The following is an 18625-nucleotide window of genomic DNA, read 5'->3' as shown; positions in this document are numbered from 1 at the left end:
GCCACATGAAAACTGTACTTCCGATCCTGCGCCTGAGCCTGCTGGGTGCGATGCTGGCACTGGGGCCGATGGCCGCCGTGCAGGCCAAGACCCCCGCCGACCAGTTGATCGTCGGCATGAGCATGGTCAACCTGTTTTCCATCGACCCGGCCAACGCCCCGGGCCTGGATGCCTCCGGGGTCAACGCCAACCTGTATGACACGCTGGTCAAGCGCGACCAGGGCAACCCGGAAAAACACCTGCCACAGTTGGCCGAACGCTGGGAGATCAGCGAAGACGGCAAGCAAGTCACCTTCCACCTGCGCAGCGACGTCAAGTTCCATTCCGGCAACCCGCTCACCGCCGAAGACGTGGCCTGGTCGCTGTACCGCGTGATGAAACTCAACTTCGGCCTGGCCACCACCTGGAAGGCCTACGGCTACAGCGTCGACAACATTCAGGGGCTGATCCGCGCCACTGACCCGCACACCCTGGTGGTCGAGCTGCCACAGCCCGCCGACCCGCTGCTGCTGATCGACTCGCTGGCAATCTCGCCCAGCGCGGTCATCGTCGACCGCCAGGAAGCCTTGAAGCACGAGAAGGACGGCGACCTGGGCGCCGCCTGGCTAGTCACCAACGAGGCCGGCAGCGGCCCGTTCACCCTGACCAAGTGGAGCGCCAACGACGCCTTGGTGATGACCCGCTTCGACGGCTACTGGGCGGGCCCTGCAAAATGAAGCGGGTGCTGGTGCGGCACATGACCGAGTCGCAATCACTCAGGCTGATGCTCGAGCGCGGTGACCTCGACCTGGTCTACGGCATGGCCGCGCCAGACATCAAGGCCATCGAGCGCTCGCCCAAGCTGCAGGTGCAACCGCTGCAGCGCGGCACCATGTACTACGTGGCGATGAGCATGAAGCAGCCCGAATTCGCCAACCAGAAAGTCCGCGAAGCAGTGCGCAACCTGATCGACTACAAAGGCATCGACGAGCAAGTCATGCCGCACTACGGCATGCTCAACCAGCAGCCGATGCAGCTTGGCCTCGACGCCCGCCTGCCGGACCCAGGCTACAAGATGGATGTCGCCAAGGCCAAGGCGTTGCTGGCCGAAGCCGGCTACCCGCAAGGCTTCACCACCACCATCCGGACCTTGTCCGAGCCGCCGTTCATCGACATCGCCGCGCGCATGCAGTCGACGCTCGCCGAAGGCGGGATCAAGGCCAGCATCGTCACCGGCACCGGCAACCAGGTGTATGGCGCGATGCGCGCGCGCAACTTCGAGATGATCGTCGCGCGCGGTGCCGAGCGCTACCCGCACCCGTACTTCAGCCTGCGCACCTTTGTCTACAACCCGGACAACAGCGACAGTGCGGGCCTGCCCAACTTCCAGGGCTGGCGCGCGTCGTTCTTCGATCAACAGCTCAATGCGCTGATCGACCAGGCGGGCGTCGAGCGTGACGCCGCCAAGCGCGTGAGCCTGTACCACCAGGCCCAGCAGCGCTACGACCAGCAGGTCGGGCCGATCATGATGCTCTCGCAGATGACCGACACCGCGGTGAGCGCTGTGGACGTCAAGGGCTTTACCGGCGATGACGCCGAGGCGACCCGTTACCTGGGCGTCTACAAGCAACGCTGAACCTGTCCGGGGGCGCCAGCGGGCGCTCCGGGCGGCCATGATTTCACACCGAGAACATGCCGATGATTGCCAACATGTCTTCTACCCAAGCAAGCGCCAAGCCGCAGGCCGACACCACGCCGGCTTCCAGCCTCGACGCCTTTTACAAAAGCAGCCTGCGGGTGCTGCGCCACCTGTTGCGCAACCCCATGACCCTGGCCGGGCTGCTGGTGGCCGTGCTGCTGATCGTGGTCGCCACCTTTGCCCCGTGGATCGCCACCCATGACCCGGTGGTGCAGAACCTCGCCAATGCCCTGCAGGCCCCCGGTGCCGCGCACTGGTTCGGCACCGACGAATACGGCCGCGACATCTTCAGCCGGTTGGTCTACGGCTCACGCATCACCCTCTACATCATTACCCTGGTGACCGTTATCGTCGGACCGATCGGGCTGTTCATCGGCACTGTGTCGGGCTACTACGGCGGCATCGTCGACACGGTGTTCATGCGCATCACCGACATCTTCATCTCGTTCCCCAGCCTGGTCCTGGCACTGGCGTTCATCGCTGCCCTTGGCCCTGGCCTGGAGCATGCCGTGGTCGCTATCGCGCTGACCTCGTGGCCACCGATCGCACGGCTGGCAAGGGCTGAAACCCTGTCGCTGCGCAAGGCCGACTTCGTTGTCGCGGTCGAGCTGCAGGGCGCCTCGTCGACGCGCATCATCCTGCGTCACATTGTGCCGATGTGCCTGTCGTCGGTGATCATCCGCCTGACCATGAACATGGCCGGGATCATCCTCACCGCCGCGGCGCTGGGCTTCCTCGGCCTTGGCGCACAGGCGCCGCTGCCGGAGTGGGGCGCGATGATCTCCACCGGTCGACGCTACATGCTCGAATGTTGGTGGCTGGTGGCGGTACCGGGTGCGGCGATCATGCTGGTGAGCCTGGCGTTCAACCTGCTGGGCGATGGCCTGCGGGACATTCTCGACCCGCGTAGCGAGTAACTGGAGGCTTTATGTCGTCGCTCAAACTCAACGTCGAAGCGCTCAACGTACGCTTCGTCAACGGCAAGAAAGAAATGCACGCGGTGCGCGATGTGTCGTTCACCCTTGGCCGGGAAAAACTGGCCATCGTCGGCGAGTCCGGCTCGGGCAAGTCGACGGTCGGGCGCAGCTTGCTCAAGCTGCACCCCGGCAGCACGCAGATCACCGCCAAGGCCCTGCAGTTCGGCGATGTCGACCTGCTCAGCGCCAGCGAAAAGGCCATGCAGAAGATCCGTGGCCAGCGCATCTCGATGATCATGCAAGACCCCAAGTACTCGCTCAACCCGGTGGTCAAGGTTGGCGACCAGATCGCCGAGGCGTACCTGGCGCACCACAAGGCCAGCCGCAGCGAGGCACGCGAGCGGGTCATGCTGATGCTGGAAAAGGTCCATATCCGCGACCCGAAACGCGTCTACAACCTGTACCCGCATGAAGTCAGCGGCGGCATGGGCCAGCGCATCATGATCGCCATGATGGTCATCACCAACCCGGAGGTGATCATCGCCGACGAGCCGACCTCGGCACTCGACGTGTCGGTGCGCCAGCAGGTGCTCAACGTGCTCGAAGCGCTGGTGGTCGAGCAGCAGATGGGGCTGATCTTCGTCAGCCACGACCTCAACCTGGTGCGCAACTACTGTGACCGGGTGTTGGTGATGTACGCCGGGCGGGTGGTCGAGTCGCTCGCCGCGTGCGACCTGCAATATGCCGAACACCCGTATACCCGTGGCCTGCTGGCGGCCTTGCCGAGCATGGACAACCGCCGCCCGCGCTTGCCGGTGCTGCAACGCGACCCGCTCTGGCTCACCTGCTGAGGTAACTGTCATGTCCATGATCCAAGCACAATCACTGAACCTGAGCTTCGGCGTTGGCGCCACACTCAACCAGGTGCTGCACGACGTCGACCTGACCGTCGAGGACGGCGAGTCGTTCGGCCTGGTCGGCGAGTCGGGCTCCGGCAAGACCACCGTGCTGCGCTGCCTGGCCGGCCAGTACCGGCACTGGAGCGGGGCGCTGAGCATTGCCGGCGGTGCGTTGCAGCACAAGCTGCCCAAGGAGCATTTTCGCAAGGTGCAGATGGTCTTCCAGGACCCCTACGGCTCGTTGCACCCGCGGCACACCATCGACACAGCCTTGCGCGAGCCGCTGACCATTCACGGCATGGCTGATCGCGACGACCGGATCAACGACATCCTGGTCAAGGTCGGCCTCAATGACAGCTTCCGCTACCGCTATCCGCACCAGTTGTCGGGTGGGCAGCGCCAGCGTGTGGCGATTGCCCGTGCGCTGATCCTCGAGCCGCGTGTGTTACTGCTGGATGAGCCGACCTCGGCGCTGGATGTCTCGGTGCAGGCGGAAATCCTCAACCTGCTGGCAGACCTGCGCCAGCGCGAGAAGCTCACCTACCTGATGGTGACCCACGACCTGGGGGTGGTCAGCCACCTGTGCGACAAGGTCGCGGTGATGCAGCAAGGGCGCATCGTCGAGCGCCTCGACAGCCAAGCGTTGAGCCAGGACCTCGCCCGTCATGACTACACCCGCATGCTGGTCCAGGCCAGCCGCGACTTCAGCGCCGAATCGCCGCGCGCCGCCTCTGCCTGAACCCCTCCCAAGCCTTGCGCCTGAGCCAGCGGGGCAGGGCGCACAGGGCTGCCGATCAAGGAATCCACCATGCCTCATTGCATTATCGATTGCCCGGCCAGCTTGGCTGAGCGGGTTGGCGAGCAGACGCTGCTGGCCGCCGTGCACGACGCCATCGATGCCAGCGGGCTGTTCAAGCCCGGCGACATCAAGGCGCGGCTGAACACCTTCAGCCATTACCGCTGCGGCGCCGGGCAGGGTGATTTCGTGCATGTTGCACTGTACCTGTTCGCCGGGCGCAGCGCCGAGCAGCGGCGCAGCCTCGCCTCGGCGGGGGTGGCGGCGCTGGTCGGCCTGCTGCCCGAGGTCGAGGCGCTATCAATGGATGTGAGGGAAATGACCCGGGAGACCTTCGTCAACCGCAGCCAGTACCTCGAGCAAGCCGCGTTGACGGCCTGAGCCACGCGGTTCGGCCGCTCAAGCGTGGCGTTATCAATGGCAAAAACAAGGAAGATAAAAACCATGCCGTATGCACACCCTGCTGTCGCTGCACGCAAACACCCACTGGCGCGTGCACTGCTGAGTGCCCTGGCCATGGGCTGCAGCCTGCCGCTCTTGGCGCTGGACGCGCCCGCCAAACTCCTGGTGCCGACGCTGGCCTACGATGAGCAACAGATCATCCTGGTCTGGGAGAAGCCGGCCGACCACGCCGAGATCGTCGATTACCATGTCTATGCCAATGGCAAGCTGCTCGGTGGCAGCAACGCCAACAATGACCAGGTCTCACCGGCCAAGCCTTACATCGACCACTTCTACCAGCAGGACACGCAGAACTTCCATCACCGCATCGCCATTCACAGCTTCACCGCCCAGGGGCTTGCGCCCGATACCGAGTACCGCTTCACCGTGCGCTCGGTCGATAGCAAAGGCAAGGAGTCTGCTGATAGCCCCGTGGTTGTGCAGCGAACCACGGCCGTACCGGCACTGTTCAATGTGCAGCGCTACGGTGCCAAGGGCGATGGCAAGGCGCTCGACACGGCCGCCATCCAGCGTGCCATCGACGCTTGCAGCAAGGACTGCAAGGTGCTGCTGCCTGCCGGCACGTACAGGAGCGGGGCGCTCTACCTCAAGAGCAACATGACCCTGGAAATCGCCGAGGGCGCTACCCTGTTGGGCTCCGAGCGTGCCGAGGACTACCCGCGCGAAGGCTATATCCAGTACCCGTATTCCACCACCGTGCGCCCGGCCTCGCTGATCAACGCGTTGCCGCGCGACCCGCAGGCGCATCAGGCCTTCGAGAACATCCGCATCGTTGGCAAGGGCACCATCGACGGCAATGGCTGGAAGCGTAACCCGGATGTGCTCGACGAGCGCGGGCGAGCCTTGCCCTTCTACCTAGCCAGCGACAACACCCGCTACATGCACGATGGCGTGCTGGCCAAGGCCCAGGTGGAGCGGGCGGTGGCCGAGGGCATGAACGTCAAGGACGCTTACGGCCAGATGCGCTCCTCGCTGATCACCCTGCGCAATGTGACAAACGTGTTCTATGGCGGCTTCACGGTGGTCAACCCGGCCTATCACGGCATCATGAACCTGGAAACGCAGAATGTGGTGCTGACCAACACCACGCACCGTACCTACGACGCCAACAACGGCGACGGTATCGAGTTTGCCAACAGCCGCGGCGCGCTGGTGTTCAACAACTTCTTCGACACCGGTGACGACTGCGTCAACTTCGCCGCTGGCACTGGTGCGGGTGCGGTCCACCAAAAGCCGCAGGAAGATGCCTGGATCTTCAACAACTATTTCCGCAAAGGCCATGGAATGATCGTGGCGGGCAGCCACACCGGCGCCTGGATCCAGAACATCCTGGCCGAAGACAACGTTTCGGACGGCACAGATACCGGCTTGCGCATGAAAAGCACCAACTTCATGGGCGGTGGCGCACGCCACGTGACCTTCCGTGATTCAGCCATTCGCAATACCGCAAAACAGGCCTTCATCTTCACCCTGGATTACAACGACCCGAATGCCAAGCTCGACTACAAGCGCTCGACGGTGGCGGGGCAGTTTCGTGACATCACGGTCAGCGATGTGAGCGTGGAAAACGCCCGCACCGCTGCCATCGAGGTGAGGGGCGATAGCAGCCATGACGCCTGGCATCAGGGGCTGGTGTTCGAGCGTGTACGTTTCAGCGGGCCGGCCCCGGTCAAGATCGATGGCCTGAAAGATTCGCGCTTCGTCGGGCTTCGCTTCACCCACACCGGGGGCGCCAACCCTTGGCAGGTACAGGGCAGCCAAGGGCTGGCCTTCACGGATGTGGAGCCTGCGCCTTAGCTTCAGGCCTCGCTGTAAAAAGCCTGTAGCCGTTGCGCCTCACGCAGGCGCGTACGGCTGTTGCTCAGGTGCAGGTACATGGCAGCGCGCGCCGCATCAACCTGGCGGCTGGCGATGGCATCGTAGATCTGCTGATGTTCGGCGTTGATACCGGCCAGGTAGGTGCTGCGGTTGCTCTGGCCGGTGTAGGCAGAGTTCATGCGCGTGCGGGGGATCATCTTGGTGCCCAGATGCTTCATGATATCGATCAGGTACTGGTTGCCTGCGGCCTTGGCAATTTTCAGGTGGAACTGGAAATCAGCGTTGGTGGTGCTGCCGGATTTTTCCGGGCCCTGCATCAAGGCTTCAAGTGCTTGATGCAGTTCTTCCAGCGCTTGCGGCGTGGCCCGTTCGGCGGCCATGCCGGCGGCTTGCACTTCAAGGCTCAGGCGGTATTCCAGCAGGTCGAGCACATCGGACAGCAGGCTGATGGTTGCCGGCCCCACGTTGAAGCTCTCCGGTGCCGGCATGTCCAGCACGAAGGTGCCGACACCGTGGCGAGTCTCGACCAGGCCCGCGGCCTGCATGCGTGATAAAGCCTCGCGTATCACCGAGCGGCTGACACCTTCGGTTGCGATTAGCGTGGCTTCGGTGGGCAGCTTGTCGCCACGCTTGAGTGTGCCTTCGCGCATGCGCTCGGCGAAGCGTTCGACCAGCGCTTCGGCCAGGCGGCGGGGCGGTTGAGAGGGGCTGGCGGTGTGGTCTGGCATTGCTGTGCTCGCGTCTGAACAGCGGCCAGTATAGTGCGTTTTGGCACCAGGCTGCGGGTATACTCCGGGGTCTTCCGCTTATCAAGGGTTCACACAATGGCATCCGCCACCCCGGAAAAACGCCTGAATCTCGCCCAGCAACTGGTGCATGACCTGTCGCAGCAGATTCGCTCGGGTGAATTGCCAGCGGGTAGCAAATTGCCCACCGAAGAAGCTGTGACCAAAGCGCGAGGCGTAAGCCGTACCGTGGTGCGTGAAGCCATTTCTCGGTTGCAGGCCGAAGGCCTGGTCGAAACCCGTCGTGGTATCGGTACCTTCGTTGTAGACGCCATCCCGGCAGGTGACTTCCAGAGTACCAGCCCTGGAATGGGCGATGCTTACAACGAGGTGGCGATCATCGAGCTGCGGCTTTGCCTGGAGGTCGAGGCGGCTGCCATTGCTGCCCAGCGTGCTACCGCAGGGCAACTGGCTGCCATGCGGGCGGCGCTGGATGAGGCTGTTGATACGCAGTCAGCGCCCTGCATGCGAACCGACTTCGAGTTTCACCTGCGCATAGCCCAATGCACGGGCAACAGTTTTTTCATCGACACCATGACCCACCTTGGGCATACCTTGTTGGCGGTGGCGCAGCAGGCCATGCCCGCGTGCGATGCCCAGCAGCGGGCACTGGAGGCGCTGGAGCGCGAGCAAGTGCATGCCGCGGTCACCCGCAAGGATGCCGGTGCTGCCCGTGCTGCCATGCGGCTGCACCTGGTCAACTGCCTGACACGCGCCCAGCGAAGCATCACCCAAGACGAACGGGGTGCCGAGCCGTAGGTGGCAGCACGGTGCACAGCCACACCGTATCCCCGGCCCTGGCCCGTTGCCGTGCCCTGTCGCATGTTCAGCTCCCCCGCGTTTATCGTGTCAGCCCAGCCGAAAAAGCCGCGCAATGGCCCAACGTCTGTGGCAGTGTTGGGTATCTGGCCAGCCCCCTCAGGGATCGACATGCAAACTCGCAAAACCGGTGTTCGCGCCCAACAGGCCGACCGCACCCGGGACAACATTCTCAAGGCTGCGGTGAAGGTCTTCAGCAAGGAAGGCTTCACCGGTGGGCGCATCGAGCAGATCTCCACACTGGCCAAGTCCAACGACCGGATGATCTATTACTACTTCGGCAGCAAGGAAAAGCTGTTCATCAGCGTGCTGGAGCACATCTATGCCAGCTTCAACCAGGCCGAAGCCAAGCTGCGCATCGATCTCGGCGACCCGGAACAGGCCCTGCGTGAGCTGGTGGCGTTCATCTGGGACTACTACGTGCGGCACCCCGAATTCGTCACCATTCTCGCCACCGAAAACCTGCATCAGGGCCAGCACGCGCGCAAGTCGCAGAACCTCAAGGCGCTGTCCGGCGAAGCGGTGGGCGTGCTGCGGCCGATCATTGAAGCAGGCCAGGCCAAGGGCCTGTTCCGCGACGACATCGACATCACCCACGCCTACCTGATGATTGCCTCGCTCTGCTATTTCTATAATTCCAACCGCCATACCCTCAGCTCGTTTCTGGCCGTGGACCTGGCCGACAAACAGGCCAAGGCCGACTGGCTGGTGTTTATCAGCGACCTTGCCCTGCGCGGCCTGCGCCGCTGACGCTCAGTGGCTGCCGGGGTTGGCGCGCACCTGCGCGGCCTTGGCCGCCAGCCCTTGCCAGGCCGGCTTGTCGGCAGCGAAGCGCTGGCGCAGATAAGCTGCCAGGTCGGCGACCTGGCGGTCCGACAGGCTGTCCTTGAAGCCGGGCATGTAGCCCAGGTCACGGGTGGCCGGGGTGGCAATGCCGTGCAGCACCACGCGCAGCAGGTTGTCCGGCAGAGCGCTGTGGACGTTGCTGTTGACCGCCATCGACGGGCTGACGCCAAACAGCTTCGGCCCCAGCCCATCGCTGTGGCAGGCCATGCACGCGCCTTTGAATACCCGCTCGCCGTTGCTCAGCGACACCTGCGTGTCCACCTGGGGCGCGGCCTTGGTGGCCACTGCCTGCGGCTCGCCGTCGAGTGAGCCGAGGTAGTGGGCAATGGCACGCACGTCACGCTTTGGCAGGGTGGCCAGTTCGCTGACCACCGGGCCCATGGGGCCGGCCGCCACACCGTGCTTTTCGGAGAAGCCGGTGCTCAGGTAGCTGAACAGCTCGTCTTCGCTCCACGGCGTGGATGATTTGCCCAGCGCATTCAGGGCCGGGGCTTCCCAGCCATCGACCATGCCGCCGGCCAGGTAGCTGCTGCCGCCTTTTTCCGCGCCCATCAGGTTGCGCGGCGAGTGGCAGGCTGTGCAGTGGCCCAGGCCGTCGACCAGGTAGGCGCCGCGGTTCCACTGCGCACTGCGCTGCGGGTCGGGCTGGTATTCGCCGCGTTGCAGAAACAGCGCATTCCAGCCGGCCATGAGCGGCCGCTGGTTGAACGGGAAGCGCATCTGGTTGGCGGGTGCTTCCTGGCGTACCGGGGTCTGCGACATCAGGTAGGCATACAGCGCCTGCATGTCGGCATCGTTGATGTTGCGAAACGAGGTGTAGGGAAAGGCCGGGTACAGGTGCCGACCGTCGCGGCTGATACCTTCGCGCATGGCCCGCTCGAAGGCGCCGAACGACCAGCGGCCGATGCCGGTTTGCGGGTCGGGCGTGATGTTGGTGCTGTACAGGGTGCCGAACGGCGTTTCCATCGCCAGCCCACCTGCATTGACGTTGCCACCGTTGACCGTATGGCACACGGCGCAGTCACCGGCCGCGGCCACCTGGCGCCCGCGCTCGAGCATCGCGGCGCTCCAGCTGCCAGCGCCTGGCGGGGTTACCGGGGCGATTTCGGCGCGCCAGGGCAAGGCGGTGGCGAGCACACCCAATGCAGCGCCGAATACCCCGGCCAGCGAGCCGAACCACCACTTTGAACGTTTGGGCGTGGGCTGCGCTGGTGCATCAGGGCCCTGACGTTGGCCATCGAGGGCGGCACGCACCCGTTCTGCCGTGATCGGCAGCTCGCGAAAGCGAATGCCGGTGGCGTCAAAAATGGCGTTGGCGATGGCCGCCGCGCTGGGTACCGAGGCCGACTCGCCACTGCCCATTGGCGGCTCGTGCTGGCGGGGCAGCATCATCACGTCGATGGCCGGCAGTTCGGGGAAGGTCAGGATCGGGTAGCCGCCCCATTCCTTGCTGGCCACCGTCGACGCTTCGAAGCTGACCTGTTCCTTGAGCACCCGGCTGGTGGACTGGATGACGTTGCCGTGGATCTGATGCCGCACGCCTTCAGGGTTGACCATCATCCCGGCATCGTGGCCGATCACCACGCGGGTGACGGCCACTTCACCGGTGCGCCGGTCCACTGCGACATCGGCCACCCATGCCGCCCAGGCCGCGCCAAACCCTGGGAACTTGCTATGGATATAGCGCGCGTAGGCAAAGCCCCTGCCGCGCAGCACGTCACCTTCGGCCTGCGCCTGCATGGGGCGGGTATGCGGCTGCCATTCGGCGCGTTCGGCGGTGGCCTTGACCAGGTCGATGGCGCGCGGGTCGGACAGGTGCCTGAGGCGGTATTCGACCGGGTCGACGCCAGCGGCAAAGGCCAGCTCATCGATGTACGACTCGTGGGCGAAGCTGTTGGGCATGGCCGACACGCCACGCATCCACGAGGCACGTACCAGTGGCGTCATGTCGTTTATGGTGACGCGCATGTGTTCGTAGTCATAAGGCGGGATCGAGGTGCGGTCGCCCATTTCGAACAGGGCCGGCACCGGCTCCACGGCGCCGGTCAGCAGCAGGGCCAGGGTGGGGGCGCCATTGGACGGGTAGCTGGTCTGGAAGTCATAGGCGGCCACGCTGCCATCGGCGTTCAGGCCGCCGTCGATTTCCATCAACTGCGCAGTGCCCTTTGGCTCCCACACGTGCTCCTGCTCGCGGGTCAGCTGCACCCGCACCGGGCGCTGTACCGCCCGCGACAGCAGCACCGCATCGGCGCACACGTCATCGGCGCAGTTGCGACCATAGCAACCGGCGGCCTCCATGCGAATGATCTCGATGCGGGCTTCGTCGCACGCCAGCAGCCAGGCCAGGTCGGCGCGCAGCAGGTGCGGGTTCTGCGTGCCGGACCACACGCGGATCGGCCCGTCGGTGAAATCGGCCAGCGCGCACGACGGGCCGATCGATGCGTGCAACTGGTACGGCCATAGGTAGCTGCGGCTCAGGCGCTGGCTGGCATTGGCGAGGCCACCGTCAACATCGCCCTGGTCCAGCACGGTACGTTGTACGCGCGGGTTGTCGCGGATGGCCTGGGCGACATCGCTGAGGTCGGGCAGCTTGCCTGTGAATGGCTTCCAGCTGATTTTCAGCGCCTGGGCTGCGCGGATCGCTTGCTCTTCGCGCTCGGCCACCACGCCGACAAAGTCGCGGATGACGACCACGGCCACCACGCCGGGCAAATGGGCGATGGACGATTCATCCACCGCCAGCAGGCTGTTGCCGACAAAGTCGCCACTGTCGTGGCCGGCGTAGGGCGGGCGGATCACCCGGCCGTGAAGCATGCCGGGCAGGCGCATGTCATGCACATAGGTCAGCTCGCCGGTGGCCTTGCCGGGGATGTCTACCCGTGCGGTGCTACGCCCGACCAGGCGGTAGTCCTCGATGGCTTTTAGCGGGGCATCGTCGGCAATGGGCAACTGGTGGTTTTCGCCTTGCACCAGTTCGGCAAAGCTCAGGGTGCTGCCGTTGCTGGCAATGACTGCGCCGTTTTCAATGCGCAGCGCTTCGGCCGCGCAGCCAAGCCGTTGCGCGGCCTGTTGCAACAGAAAGCGCCGCGCCGTGGCGGCCGCCTTGCGCAGTGGCACGGCAGAAATCTGCAGGGTGGCGCTGGCAATGGTCGCGCCCTGGTTGGGGGCCCGCTCGGTGTCGCCCAGCACCATGTGCACCTGGTCCATGCGCAGGTCCAGCTCCTCGGCGACGATTTGCGCCAGCGAGGTACGGATGCCAGTGCCCAGGTCGACGTGGCCGTTGAAGGCGTAGACCATGCCGTCGTCGCTGACAGCGATAAACAACGCCAGCTCGCGCGCCTTGACCACAGGGGTAACACCCTTGGCCACGGGGCCCGAGGGAGGGGTGATCTGGTCGACGATCAGCAACACACCCGTCTTGGCCAGCAACTGGTCGCGGCTGGGCACCTGTTGTGAGTGGTTCATGCTTTCCTCCGGGGGTCGGCGGCGCGGCGCACGGCGCGCAGGATTTCGACGTGGGTGCCGCAGCGGCACAGGTTGCCGGACAGTTCGTTGCGAATCTGTTCGTCGCTGGGGGCGGGAATGCGGTCGAGCAGGGCCTTGGCGGTCATGATCATGCCGTTCATGCAGTAGCCACACTGGGCGGCCTGTTCGTCGATAAACGCCTGTTGCACCGGGTGTGGGGCGGCCTTGCTGCCCAGCCCTTCGAGGGTGGTGATATCGCGGCCCGCAGCACCGGCCAGGGGGATGACGCACGAGCGCGCGGCCACGCCGTCGATGATCACCGTGCACGCCCCGCATTCACCCAGGCCGCAGCCATATTTGGGCCCATTCAGGCACAGGTCGTTGCGCAGGATCAGCAGCAGCGGGGTGTCGGGCATGGCGCTGACTTCGACAGGCTGGCCGTTGATCCGCAGGGAGATGGTTGTTTGCATTGTTGGCTCATCTCTGGAGGTTGCTTGCGCTACCAAAGGACTCACATGGCGCGAGATTTTCGGTAAGTACTCACTACATGAAATGAGTGAGCAAGAAGCAGGCCAGAGAGGAATTTGCAGAGCGCTGTGATGGGGGGTATGGCGGAAGATCATCGGCGCCTGGGAAATCGAGCGCCGCGCGGGTGGCGCTCGATTTCGAAGGCTGCGTATCTGTGACGGCAAGCGCGGCAGTTACAACCAATTTCAGCCCAGGTTCTCGTCGCTGTCGATCATCTTGCGCAGCAGGTACAAAATGGCCACGCGTTCGCCGGCATTCAGGCTGCCCATGCTCAATTCGCTGATCTGCCGGGCGCAGGGGATCATTGCGTCGAGCAAGGCCGCGCCGCTGTCGGTGAGTTCGACAATGACCTTGCGCCGGTCGCCCGGGTCTGGCGACAGCTGCACCAGTTCGCGGGTTTTCAGGCGCTCGACGATGCCGCGGATGGTGGCCTGGTCCACTGCGGTGGCCTTGATCAGTTCGGCCTGGGAGCTGGGGCCGTGGTCACGCAGGGCGCACAGGGTGACGAACTGGATCGAGGTAAGCTGCGGGTCGCAGGCCTGCTGCTGGAAGATCGCCGTGTGCCGTTGGTAGGCCTTGCGGAGCAAATGGCCGACCTGTTCGGTGACGTCATAGGGGGTGGTGTCGAGCGGGGCGCTGCTGGGTGTGGTTTTCTTTGGCATAGGATGGCTTGGGCTGGTGGAAAGGTGCTGGCCGGCCGCCAATAGCGGAGCGCCCGGCCAGTATAACCACTATCGTGCCCGCGACTCCTCTGGTGCGACCACGTCGCCGGCCAGCACCACGGCCTTGTCATCCAGATAGATATCGCAGTTGCGCAGCGGGATATCCAGGTGGCATGGGGTCTTGCGCTTGCCGCCGACCTCGGTATTGGGGCCGGTGGAGAACAGGAAGTTGCCGTAGAACGCACGGGCGTCCATGCACATGCCGTCGTTGCGGTCGTGCAGGCCCATGGCCGTCCACTGCGCGCGCGGCTGCAGGCCCCAGCCGATGTGTGAGATGCCGTATACCTCGGGGTCGTTGAAGTACCTCATGTATTCGCGCAGGTATTCGGCCTCGAAGCCGCCGTGGATACCGGTGATAAAGCCTTTTTCGATCTCCAGGGTGATGCGCTCGCGGCAGTAGTTCTTGAATGGCAGGATGATGTCGCCCACGTCCAGCACCAGCGTGCCCTCGGCGCTGTCCTCGTTGGGCCAGGTGAACAGGAAGCCGCTGGGCCAGTGATCCCAGCGCCCCGGTTCGTCAGCATAGCCGTACTCGGTCACGGCCGGGTACTGGCCGAGCGGGGCGTGAAAGTCGCTGCCAGCCTTGGACCGCACATGCATGCTACGGGCCTGCTTTAGCAGGGTTTCGGCGGCCAGCACCCGGTGTTTGTCGGCTTCGGTTGGCAGCATGCGTGCCAGCACCTCGGGTGGCTCTACGGCCAGCAGGATGCGCGTGCCAGTCTTGAGGATCTGCTCCTGCTCGGGCGAGTGCAGGAGCATCATGGTGTCGACGACCAGGTCGGCCGCTTCCAGCGCCCGCTGCGCCGCCAGGTTGCCGGTCAGCGCGGTATCGCCACAGTAGGCCGTCATGTCGTTGCCCATGGCGGTGGGGTGGTTGAACGCTGGCAACTCTACGGCATACACCTTGGCCTTCAAGCGCTGGGCGGCTTCCATGGCGGCGTTGACCGTGCGCGGGTCTGAGTAGTGGCTCTTGAGCACGGCCACGCTCTGCGTTTCATCCACACGAGACAGCTTCAGTACGTGCTCGAACATCTGGGTCAGTTGTGCATTGCTCACCGGCATCGGGGTTCTCCTGGGTGACGTTGACAGGGGTGCACCATGGCAGTGCCAGGTGCGTCATCTCGGTGCAAAACAACAGTGTGTACACCCTACTTTTGCAGATGTAAGCGCATCCGGTCAGCAAGCGCAAGTTATCTGTCACAACGTTACCTATCCACACAGTGCTCAATATTTTCGGTAACAAGGCGCCGAATATACTTTCGCCTGGCTGCTTTAAAAATATTTTCACAGGCCTCTTTCCAAAAGTGATTTGTAGCGTATACGCTCTAAATCGTCAGGCGGTCGAACCGCTGGCCACACATCAGAACAAGAGGAGACATACCCATGCGGGGTAGGCAGAAAATCGCAATCGTCGGTGCAGGTCTGGGTGGGGCAGCCGCCGCCACGTTGCTGCAGCAGGCCGGGTTCGATGTCGAAGTGTTCGAGCAGGCGCCGGCGTTCACCCGCCTTGGGGCAGGCATTCATATCGGCCCTAATGTGATGAAGATCTTCCGCCGCATGGGGCTGGAGCAGAAGCTGGAGCTGATGGGCTCACACCCGGACTTCTGGTTCAGCCGCGATGGCAACAGCGGTGATTACCTGGCGCGTATCCCGCTGGGCGAGTTTGCCCGGCGCGAGTACGGCGCTGCCTATATCACCATCCACCGTGGCGACCTGCATGCCCTGCAGATCGAGGCAATCAAGCCGGGCACCGTGCACTTCGGCAAGCGCCTGGAAACGATTGTCGACGAAGGCGACCAGGTACGCCTGACCTTTGCTGACGGTACCCACACCGTGGCCGACATCGTCATTGGGGCCGACGGCATTCACTCGAAGATCCGTGAAGAGCTGCTGGGGGCTGAAGCGCCGATCTACAGCGGCTGGGTGGCGCACCGGGCGCTGATCCGTGGCGTGAACCTGGCGCAACATGCCGATGTGTTCGAGCCTTGCGTCAAATGGTGGTCCGAGGACCGCCACATGATGGTCTATTACACCACCGGCAAACGCGACGAGTACTACTTCGTCACCGGTGTGCCACATGAGGCGTGGGACTTCCAGGGTGCGTTCGTCGACAGCAGCCAGGAAGAAATGCGCGCGGCCTTCGAAGGCTACCACCCAACCGTGCAGAAGCTGATCGACGCTACCGAGTCGATTACCAAGTGGCCGCTGCGCAACCGCAACCCGTTGCCGTTGTGGAGCCGTGGCCGCCTGGTGTTGCTGGGCGATGCCTGCCACCCGATGAAGCCACACATGGCCCAGGGGGCGTGCATGGCCATCGAGGACGCGGCCATGCTGACCCGTTGCCTGCAAGAGACCGGGCTGTCCGACCACCGCACGGCGTTTGCGCTTTATGAGGCCAACCGCAAGGAGCGGGCATCGCAGGTGCAGGCGGTGTCGAACGCCAACACCTTCCTCTACAGCCAGGAAGACCCGGCCTGGGTCTACGGTTACGACCTGTACGGGCAGGCGCTGAAAAGCGGGGAGGCAGCATGAGCACCTTCGTCGCTGGCGGTAACGTCAGCGCCAATGGCATCCGCCAGCACTACCTGCGCTATGGCGGCAAGGGCCACGCGTTGATCCTGGTGCCGGGCATCACCAGCCCGGCGATTACCTGGGGCTTCGTCGCCCAGCGCCTTGGGTTGTACTTCGACACCTACGTGCTGGATGTGCGCGGGCGCGGCTTGTCTTCAAGCGGCCCCGAACTGGACTACGGCACCGACGCCTGTGCTGCGGACATTCCGGCTTTTGCCGCAGCGCTGGGCCTGGACAGTTACCACCTGGTCGGGCACTCGATGGGCGCGCGCTTTGCCATTCGCGCGGCGGCCCAGGGAGCACCGGGGCTGCAGCGGCTGGTGCTGGTAGACCCGCCAGTGTCCGGGCCGGGCCGGCGTGCCTACCCGAGCAAGCTGCCGTGGTATGTGGATTCGATCCGCCAGGCCACTGTGGGCATGAGCGGCGACGACATGCGCACCTTCTGCGCTACCTGGAGCGACGAGCAGCTGGCGCTGCGCGCCGAATGGCTGCACACCTGTTACGAGCCAGCGATCGTGCGGGCCTTCGATGATTTCCACGACGTGGATATCCACCAGTACTTGCCCGCAGTGCGCCAGCCGGCATTGCTGATGGTGGCCGGGCGGGGCGGGGTGATCGAGCCCCGTGACATCGCCGAAATTCGCGAGCTCAAGCCGGATATCCAGGTCGCGCACGTGGACAACGCCGGCCATATGATCCCCTGGGATGACCTGGACGGTTTCTTTGCCGCCTTTGGCGACTTCCTCGACCAACCCCTCGTCTGACGGAGCACGAGACATGACCAAGCTATACCGCATCGGCCAGATCGTGCCGAGCTCGAACACCACGATGGAAACCGAAATCCCGGCGATGCTCAATGCCCGCCAGGCGATCCGCCCCGAGCGCTTCACCTTCCATTCCAGCCGCATGCGCATGAAGCAGGTGAAGAAGGAAGAGCTGGCCGCCATGGACGCCGAGTCCGACCGCTGCGCCGTGGAGCTGTCCGACGCCAAGGTCGATGTGCTGGGCTACGCGTGCCTGGTGGCGATCATGGCCATGGGCCTGGGCTATCACCGCCAATCGGAAAAGCGCTTGCGGCAGGCTACCGCCGACAATGACGCACTGGCACCGGTGATCACCAGCGCCGGGGCGCTGGTGGAGGCCTTGCATGTGATGAAGGCCAAGCGCATTGCCATCGTCGCGCCGTACATGAAGCCGTTGACCGAGCTGGTGGTGAACTATATCCGCGAGGAAGGCTTCGAGGTGCAGGACTGGCGCGCGCTGGAAATCCCCGACAACCTCGCCGTGGCCCGCCACGACCCGGCCAACCTGCCAGGCATCGTCGCCGGCATGAACCTTGAGGGCGTCGATGTGGTGGTGCTCTCGGCCTGCGTGCAGATGCAATCGCTGCCGGCCGTGGCCAAGGTTGAGGCGCAAACCGGCAAGCCGGTGGTGACCGCTGCCATCGCCACCACCTACGCCATGCTCAAGGCGCTGGACCTGGAGCCGGTCGTGCCGGGCGCCGGTGCCCTGCTGTCGGGCGCCTACTGAAATTGGGGACGGACATGAGCGACGCACAAAGCGCACGTGACAACTACCAGGGCGTGTGGGGCCAGCGCATCGGCTTTGGCCGCAAGCCGGCCCTGCTGATGATCGACTTCATGCAGGGCTACACCACCCCCGGCGCACCGCTGTACGCCCCGGGCGTGGTCGCGGCGGTCGAGCAGGCCGCCGGCCTGCTGGCGCTGGCCCGCGACTGCGGTACCCTGGTGGTGCATACCAACATCCGCTACCAGCCGCCGCATTTTGCTGACGGCGGCGTGTGGGTGCGCAAGGCGCCGGTGATGAAGGACATGGTCGAAGGCAACCCGCTGGCGGCTTTCTGCGAGGCCGTTGCGCCACAGGCAGGGGAGGTGGTGCTGAGCAAGCAGTACGCCAGTGCCTTCTTCGCCACCAGCCTGGCCCCGCTGCTGCATGCTCAAGGCGTGGATACCGTGGTGCTGGCCGGCTGCTCGACCAGCGGCTGCATCCGCGCAAGTGCGGTGGATGCCATGCAGCACGGGTTTCGAACCATCGTGGTGCGCGAGTGCGTCGGTGATCGCCACAACGACCCGCATGAAGCCAACCTGTTCGACATCGACAGCAAGTACGGCGATGTCGTCACCCGGCAGGACGCCATGCAGCAACTCAGGCACCTGGCCGGCTGAGTGCCGGGCAGCCCTTACCCATAACAATCAAGGAACGGTGCGGGAAGCCCGTCCATGACCGCCTGCTGTCCGGGCGGTCGCCCCGCAGGAGCACTCGGGGTCTTCAGGCGCTGCCCAGGCACGCCGCGTATAG

The 18625-nt window shown here is 64.4% G+C and carries 16 protein-coding genes and 1 pseudogene; 12 read left to right on the top strand and 5 right to left on the bottom strand.

What is annotated here, in order from left to right:
• Positions 1-5 precede the first annotated feature (5 nt).
• From OZ911_RS18970 to OZ911_RS18945, 6 genes and pseudogenes are all read left to right on the top strand, one after another.
• A pseudogene (locus tag OZ911_RS18970) lies at positions 6-1615 on the top strand (ABC transporter substrate-binding protein).
• A 62-nt stretch (positions 1616-1677) separates the two neighbouring features.
• Entirely contained in the window at positions 1678-2595 is a 918-nt protein-coding gene (locus OZ911_RS18965; RefSeq protein ID WP_023047280.1) for an ABC transporter permease, read from the top strand.
• 11 nt (positions 2596-2606) lie between these two features.
• Positions 2607-3446: an ABC transporter ATP-binding protein gene (locus OZ911_RS18960; RefSeq protein ID WP_031311759.1), complete on the top strand. Its 840-nt coding sequence runs from the start codon at positions 2607-2609 to the stop codon at positions 3444-3446.
• A gap of 10 nt (positions 3447-3456) precedes the next feature.
• Positions 3457-4233 carry an ABC transporter ATP-binding protein gene (locus OZ911_RS18955; protein ID WP_028613317.1) on the top strand — a complete coding sequence of 259 codons (777 nt, stop codon included), beginning with the start codon at positions 3457-3459 and terminating at the stop codon, positions 4231-4233.
• A gap of 69 nt (positions 4234-4302) precedes the next feature.
• Entirely contained in the window at positions 4303-4671 is a 369-nt protein-coding gene (locus OZ911_RS18950) for a 5-carboxymethyl-2-hydroxymuconate Delta-isomerase (protein WP_070086361.1), read from the top strand.
• Between the two features lie 63 nt (positions 4672-4734).
• Positions 4735-6549 carry a glycosyl hydrolase family 28 protein gene (locus tag OZ911_RS18945; RefSeq protein ID WP_268968453.1) on the top strand — a complete coding sequence of 605 codons (1815 nt, stop codon included), beginning with the start codon at positions 4735-4737 and terminating at the stop codon, positions 6547-6549.
• A 2-nt stretch (positions 6550-6551) separates the two neighbouring features.
• Here the strand turns inward: OZ911_RS18945 and OZ911_RS18940 are convergent, their stop codons facing one another.
• A complete protein-coding gene (locus OZ911_RS18940; RefSeq protein WP_016487986.1) occupies positions 6552-7298 on the bottom strand; it encodes a FadR/GntR family transcriptional regulator in 747 nt (248 codons plus the stop codon).
• A 96-nt stretch (positions 7299-7394) separates the two neighbouring features.
• Here OZ911_RS18940 and OZ911_RS18935 point away from each other — a divergent pair, with 96 nt between their 5' ends.
• Entirely contained in the window at positions 7395-8114 is a 720-nt protein-coding gene (locus OZ911_RS18935) for a FadR/GntR family transcriptional regulator (RefSeq protein ID WP_060517146.1), read from the top strand.
• A gap of 171 nt (positions 8115-8285) precedes the next feature.
• Positions 8286-8924 (top strand): TetR/AcrR family transcriptional regulator, encoded by a 639-nt coding sequence (locus tag OZ911_RS18930; protein WP_016487984.1) that lies wholly within the window; start codon positions 8286-8288, stop codon positions 8922-8924.
• Positions 8925-8927: 3 nt separating this feature from the next.
• Here OZ911_RS18930 and OZ911_RS18925 read toward each other — a convergent pair whose 3' ends face one another.
• From OZ911_RS18925 to OZ911_RS18910, 4 genes are all read right to left on the bottom strand, one after another.
• A complete protein-coding gene (locus OZ911_RS18925; protein WP_268968452.1) occupies positions 8928-12485 on the bottom strand; it encodes a molybdopterin cofactor-binding domain-containing protein in 3558 nt (1185 codons plus the stop codon).
• Positions 12482-12955: a (2Fe-2S)-binding protein gene (locus OZ911_RS18920; protein ID WP_023048615.1), complete on the bottom strand. Its 474-nt coding sequence runs from the start codon at positions 12953-12955 to the stop codon at positions 12482-12484. Before OZ911_RS18920 ends, OZ911_RS18925 begins: the two co-directional genes overlap by 4 nt.
• A gap of 243 nt (positions 12956-13198) precedes the next feature.
• A complete protein-coding gene (locus tag OZ911_RS18915) occupies positions 13199-13675 on the bottom strand; it encodes a MarR family winged helix-turn-helix transcriptional regulator (protein WP_016487981.1) in 477 nt (158 codons plus the stop codon).
• A 69-nt stretch (positions 13676-13744) separates the two neighbouring features.
• Positions 13745-14797, bottom strand: a complete 1053-nt coding sequence (locus OZ911_RS18910) for a 2,5-dihydroxypyridine 5,6-dioxygenase (protein WP_016487980.1) — start codon at positions 14795-14797, stop codon at positions 13745-13747.
• A gap of 321 nt (positions 14798-15118) precedes the next feature.
• Here OZ911_RS18910 and nicC point away from each other — a divergent pair, with 321 nt between their 5' ends.
• The 4 genes from nicC to OZ911_RS18890 are packed head-to-tail and all read left to right on the top strand — an operon-like array spanning position 15119 to position 18492.
• Positions 15119-16267: a 6-hydroxynicotinate 3-monooxygenase gene (nicC, locus tag OZ911_RS18905; protein WP_016487979.1), complete on the top strand. Its 1149-nt coding sequence runs from the start codon at positions 15119-15121 to the stop codon at positions 16265-16267.
• Positions 16264-17070: an N-formylmaleamate deformylase gene (nicD, locus tag OZ911_RS18900; RefSeq protein WP_070086359.1), complete on the top strand. Its 807-nt coding sequence runs from the start codon at positions 16264-16266 to the stop codon at positions 17068-17070. Before nicC ends, nicD begins: the two co-directional genes overlap by 4 nt.
• Before the next feature lie 13 nt (positions 17071-17083).
• Entirely contained in the window at positions 17084-17836 is a 753-nt protein-coding gene (locus OZ911_RS18895; RefSeq protein WP_016487977.1) for a maleate cis-trans isomerase family protein, read from the top strand.
• A 14-nt stretch (positions 17837-17850) separates the two neighbouring features.
• Complete coding sequence (locus OZ911_RS18890) at positions 17851-18492, top strand: N-carbamoylsarcosine amidohydrolase (RefSeq protein ID WP_016487976.1); 642 nt, start codon at positions 17851-17853, stop codon at positions 18490-18492.
• The last annotated feature ends 133 nt before the right edge of the window (positions 18493-18625 follow it).

Origin of the sequence: Pseudomonas fortuita (assembly GCF_026898135.2) — a bacterium.
Classification (GTDB): Bacteria; Pseudomonadota; Gammaproteobacteria; order Pseudomonadales; family Pseudomonadaceae; genus Aquipseudomonas; species Aquipseudomonas fortuita.
The sequence above is the reverse complement of the archived record's forward strand: the minus strand, read 5'-3'. Positions and strand labels throughout refer to the sequence as shown.

Bases quoted from the DNA above. Each gene is read 5' to 3' on its own strand.
- OZ911_RS18930 (WP_016487984.1), top strand. From the start codon at position 8,286: ATGCAAACTCGCAAAACCGGTGTTCGCGCCCAACAGGCCGACCGCACC.
- OZ911_RS18925 (WP_268968452.1), bottom strand. From the start codon at position 12,485: ATGAACCACTCACAACAGGTGCCCAGCCGCGACCAGTTGCTGGCCAAG.
- OZ911_RS18965 (WP_023047280.1), top strand. From the start codon at position 1,678: ATGATTGCCAACATGTCTTCTACCCAAGCAAGCGCCAAGCCGCAGGCC.
- OZ911_RS18910 (WP_016487980.1), bottom strand. From the start codon at position 14,797: ATGCCGGTGAGCAATGCACAACTGACCCAGATGTTCGAGCACGTACTG.
- OZ911_RS18915 (WP_016487981.1), bottom strand. From the start codon at position 13,675: ATGCCAAAGAAAACCACACCCAGCAGCGCCCCGCTCGACACCACCCCC.
- OZ911_RS18935 (WP_060517146.1), top strand. From the start codon at position 7,395: ATGGCATCCGCCACCCCGGAAAAACGCCTGAATCTCGCCCAGCAACTG.
- nicC (WP_016487979.1), top strand. From the start codon at position 15,119: ATGCGGGGTAGGCAGAAAATCGCAATCGTCGGTGCAGGTCTGGGTGGG.
- OZ911_RS18960 (WP_031311759.1), top strand. From the start codon at position 2,607: ATGTCGTCGCTCAAACTCAACGTCGAAGCGCTCAACGTACGCTTCGTC.
- OZ911_RS18945 (WP_268968453.1), top strand. From the start codon at position 4,735: ATGCCGTATGCACACCCTGCTGTCGCTGCACGCAAACACCCACTGGCG.
- OZ911_RS18950 (WP_070086361.1), top strand. From the start codon at position 4,303: ATGCCTCATTGCATTATCGATTGCCCGGCCAGCTTGGCTGAGCGGGTT.
- OZ911_RS18920 (WP_023048615.1), bottom strand. From the start codon at position 12,955: ATGCAAACAACCATCTCCCTGCGGATCAACGGCCAGCCTGTCGAAGTC.
- OZ911_RS18890 (WP_016487976.1), top strand. From the start codon at position 17,851: ATGAGCGACGCACAAAGCGCACGTGACAACTACCAGGGCGTGTGGGGC.
- OZ911_RS18955 (WP_028613317.1), top strand. From the start codon at position 3,457: ATGTCCATGATCCAAGCACAATCACTGAACCTGAGCTTCGGCGTTGGC.
- nicD (WP_070086359.1), top strand. From the start codon at position 16,264: ATGAGCACCTTCGTCGCTGGCGGTAACGTCAGCGCCAATGGCATCCGC.
- OZ911_RS18895 (WP_016487977.1), top strand. From the start codon at position 17,084: ATGACCAAGCTATACCGCATCGGCCAGATCGTGCCGAGCTCGAACACC.
- OZ911_RS18940 (WP_016487986.1), bottom strand. From the start codon at position 7,298: ATGCCAGACCACACCGCCAGCCCCTCTCAACCGCCCCGCCGCCTGGCC.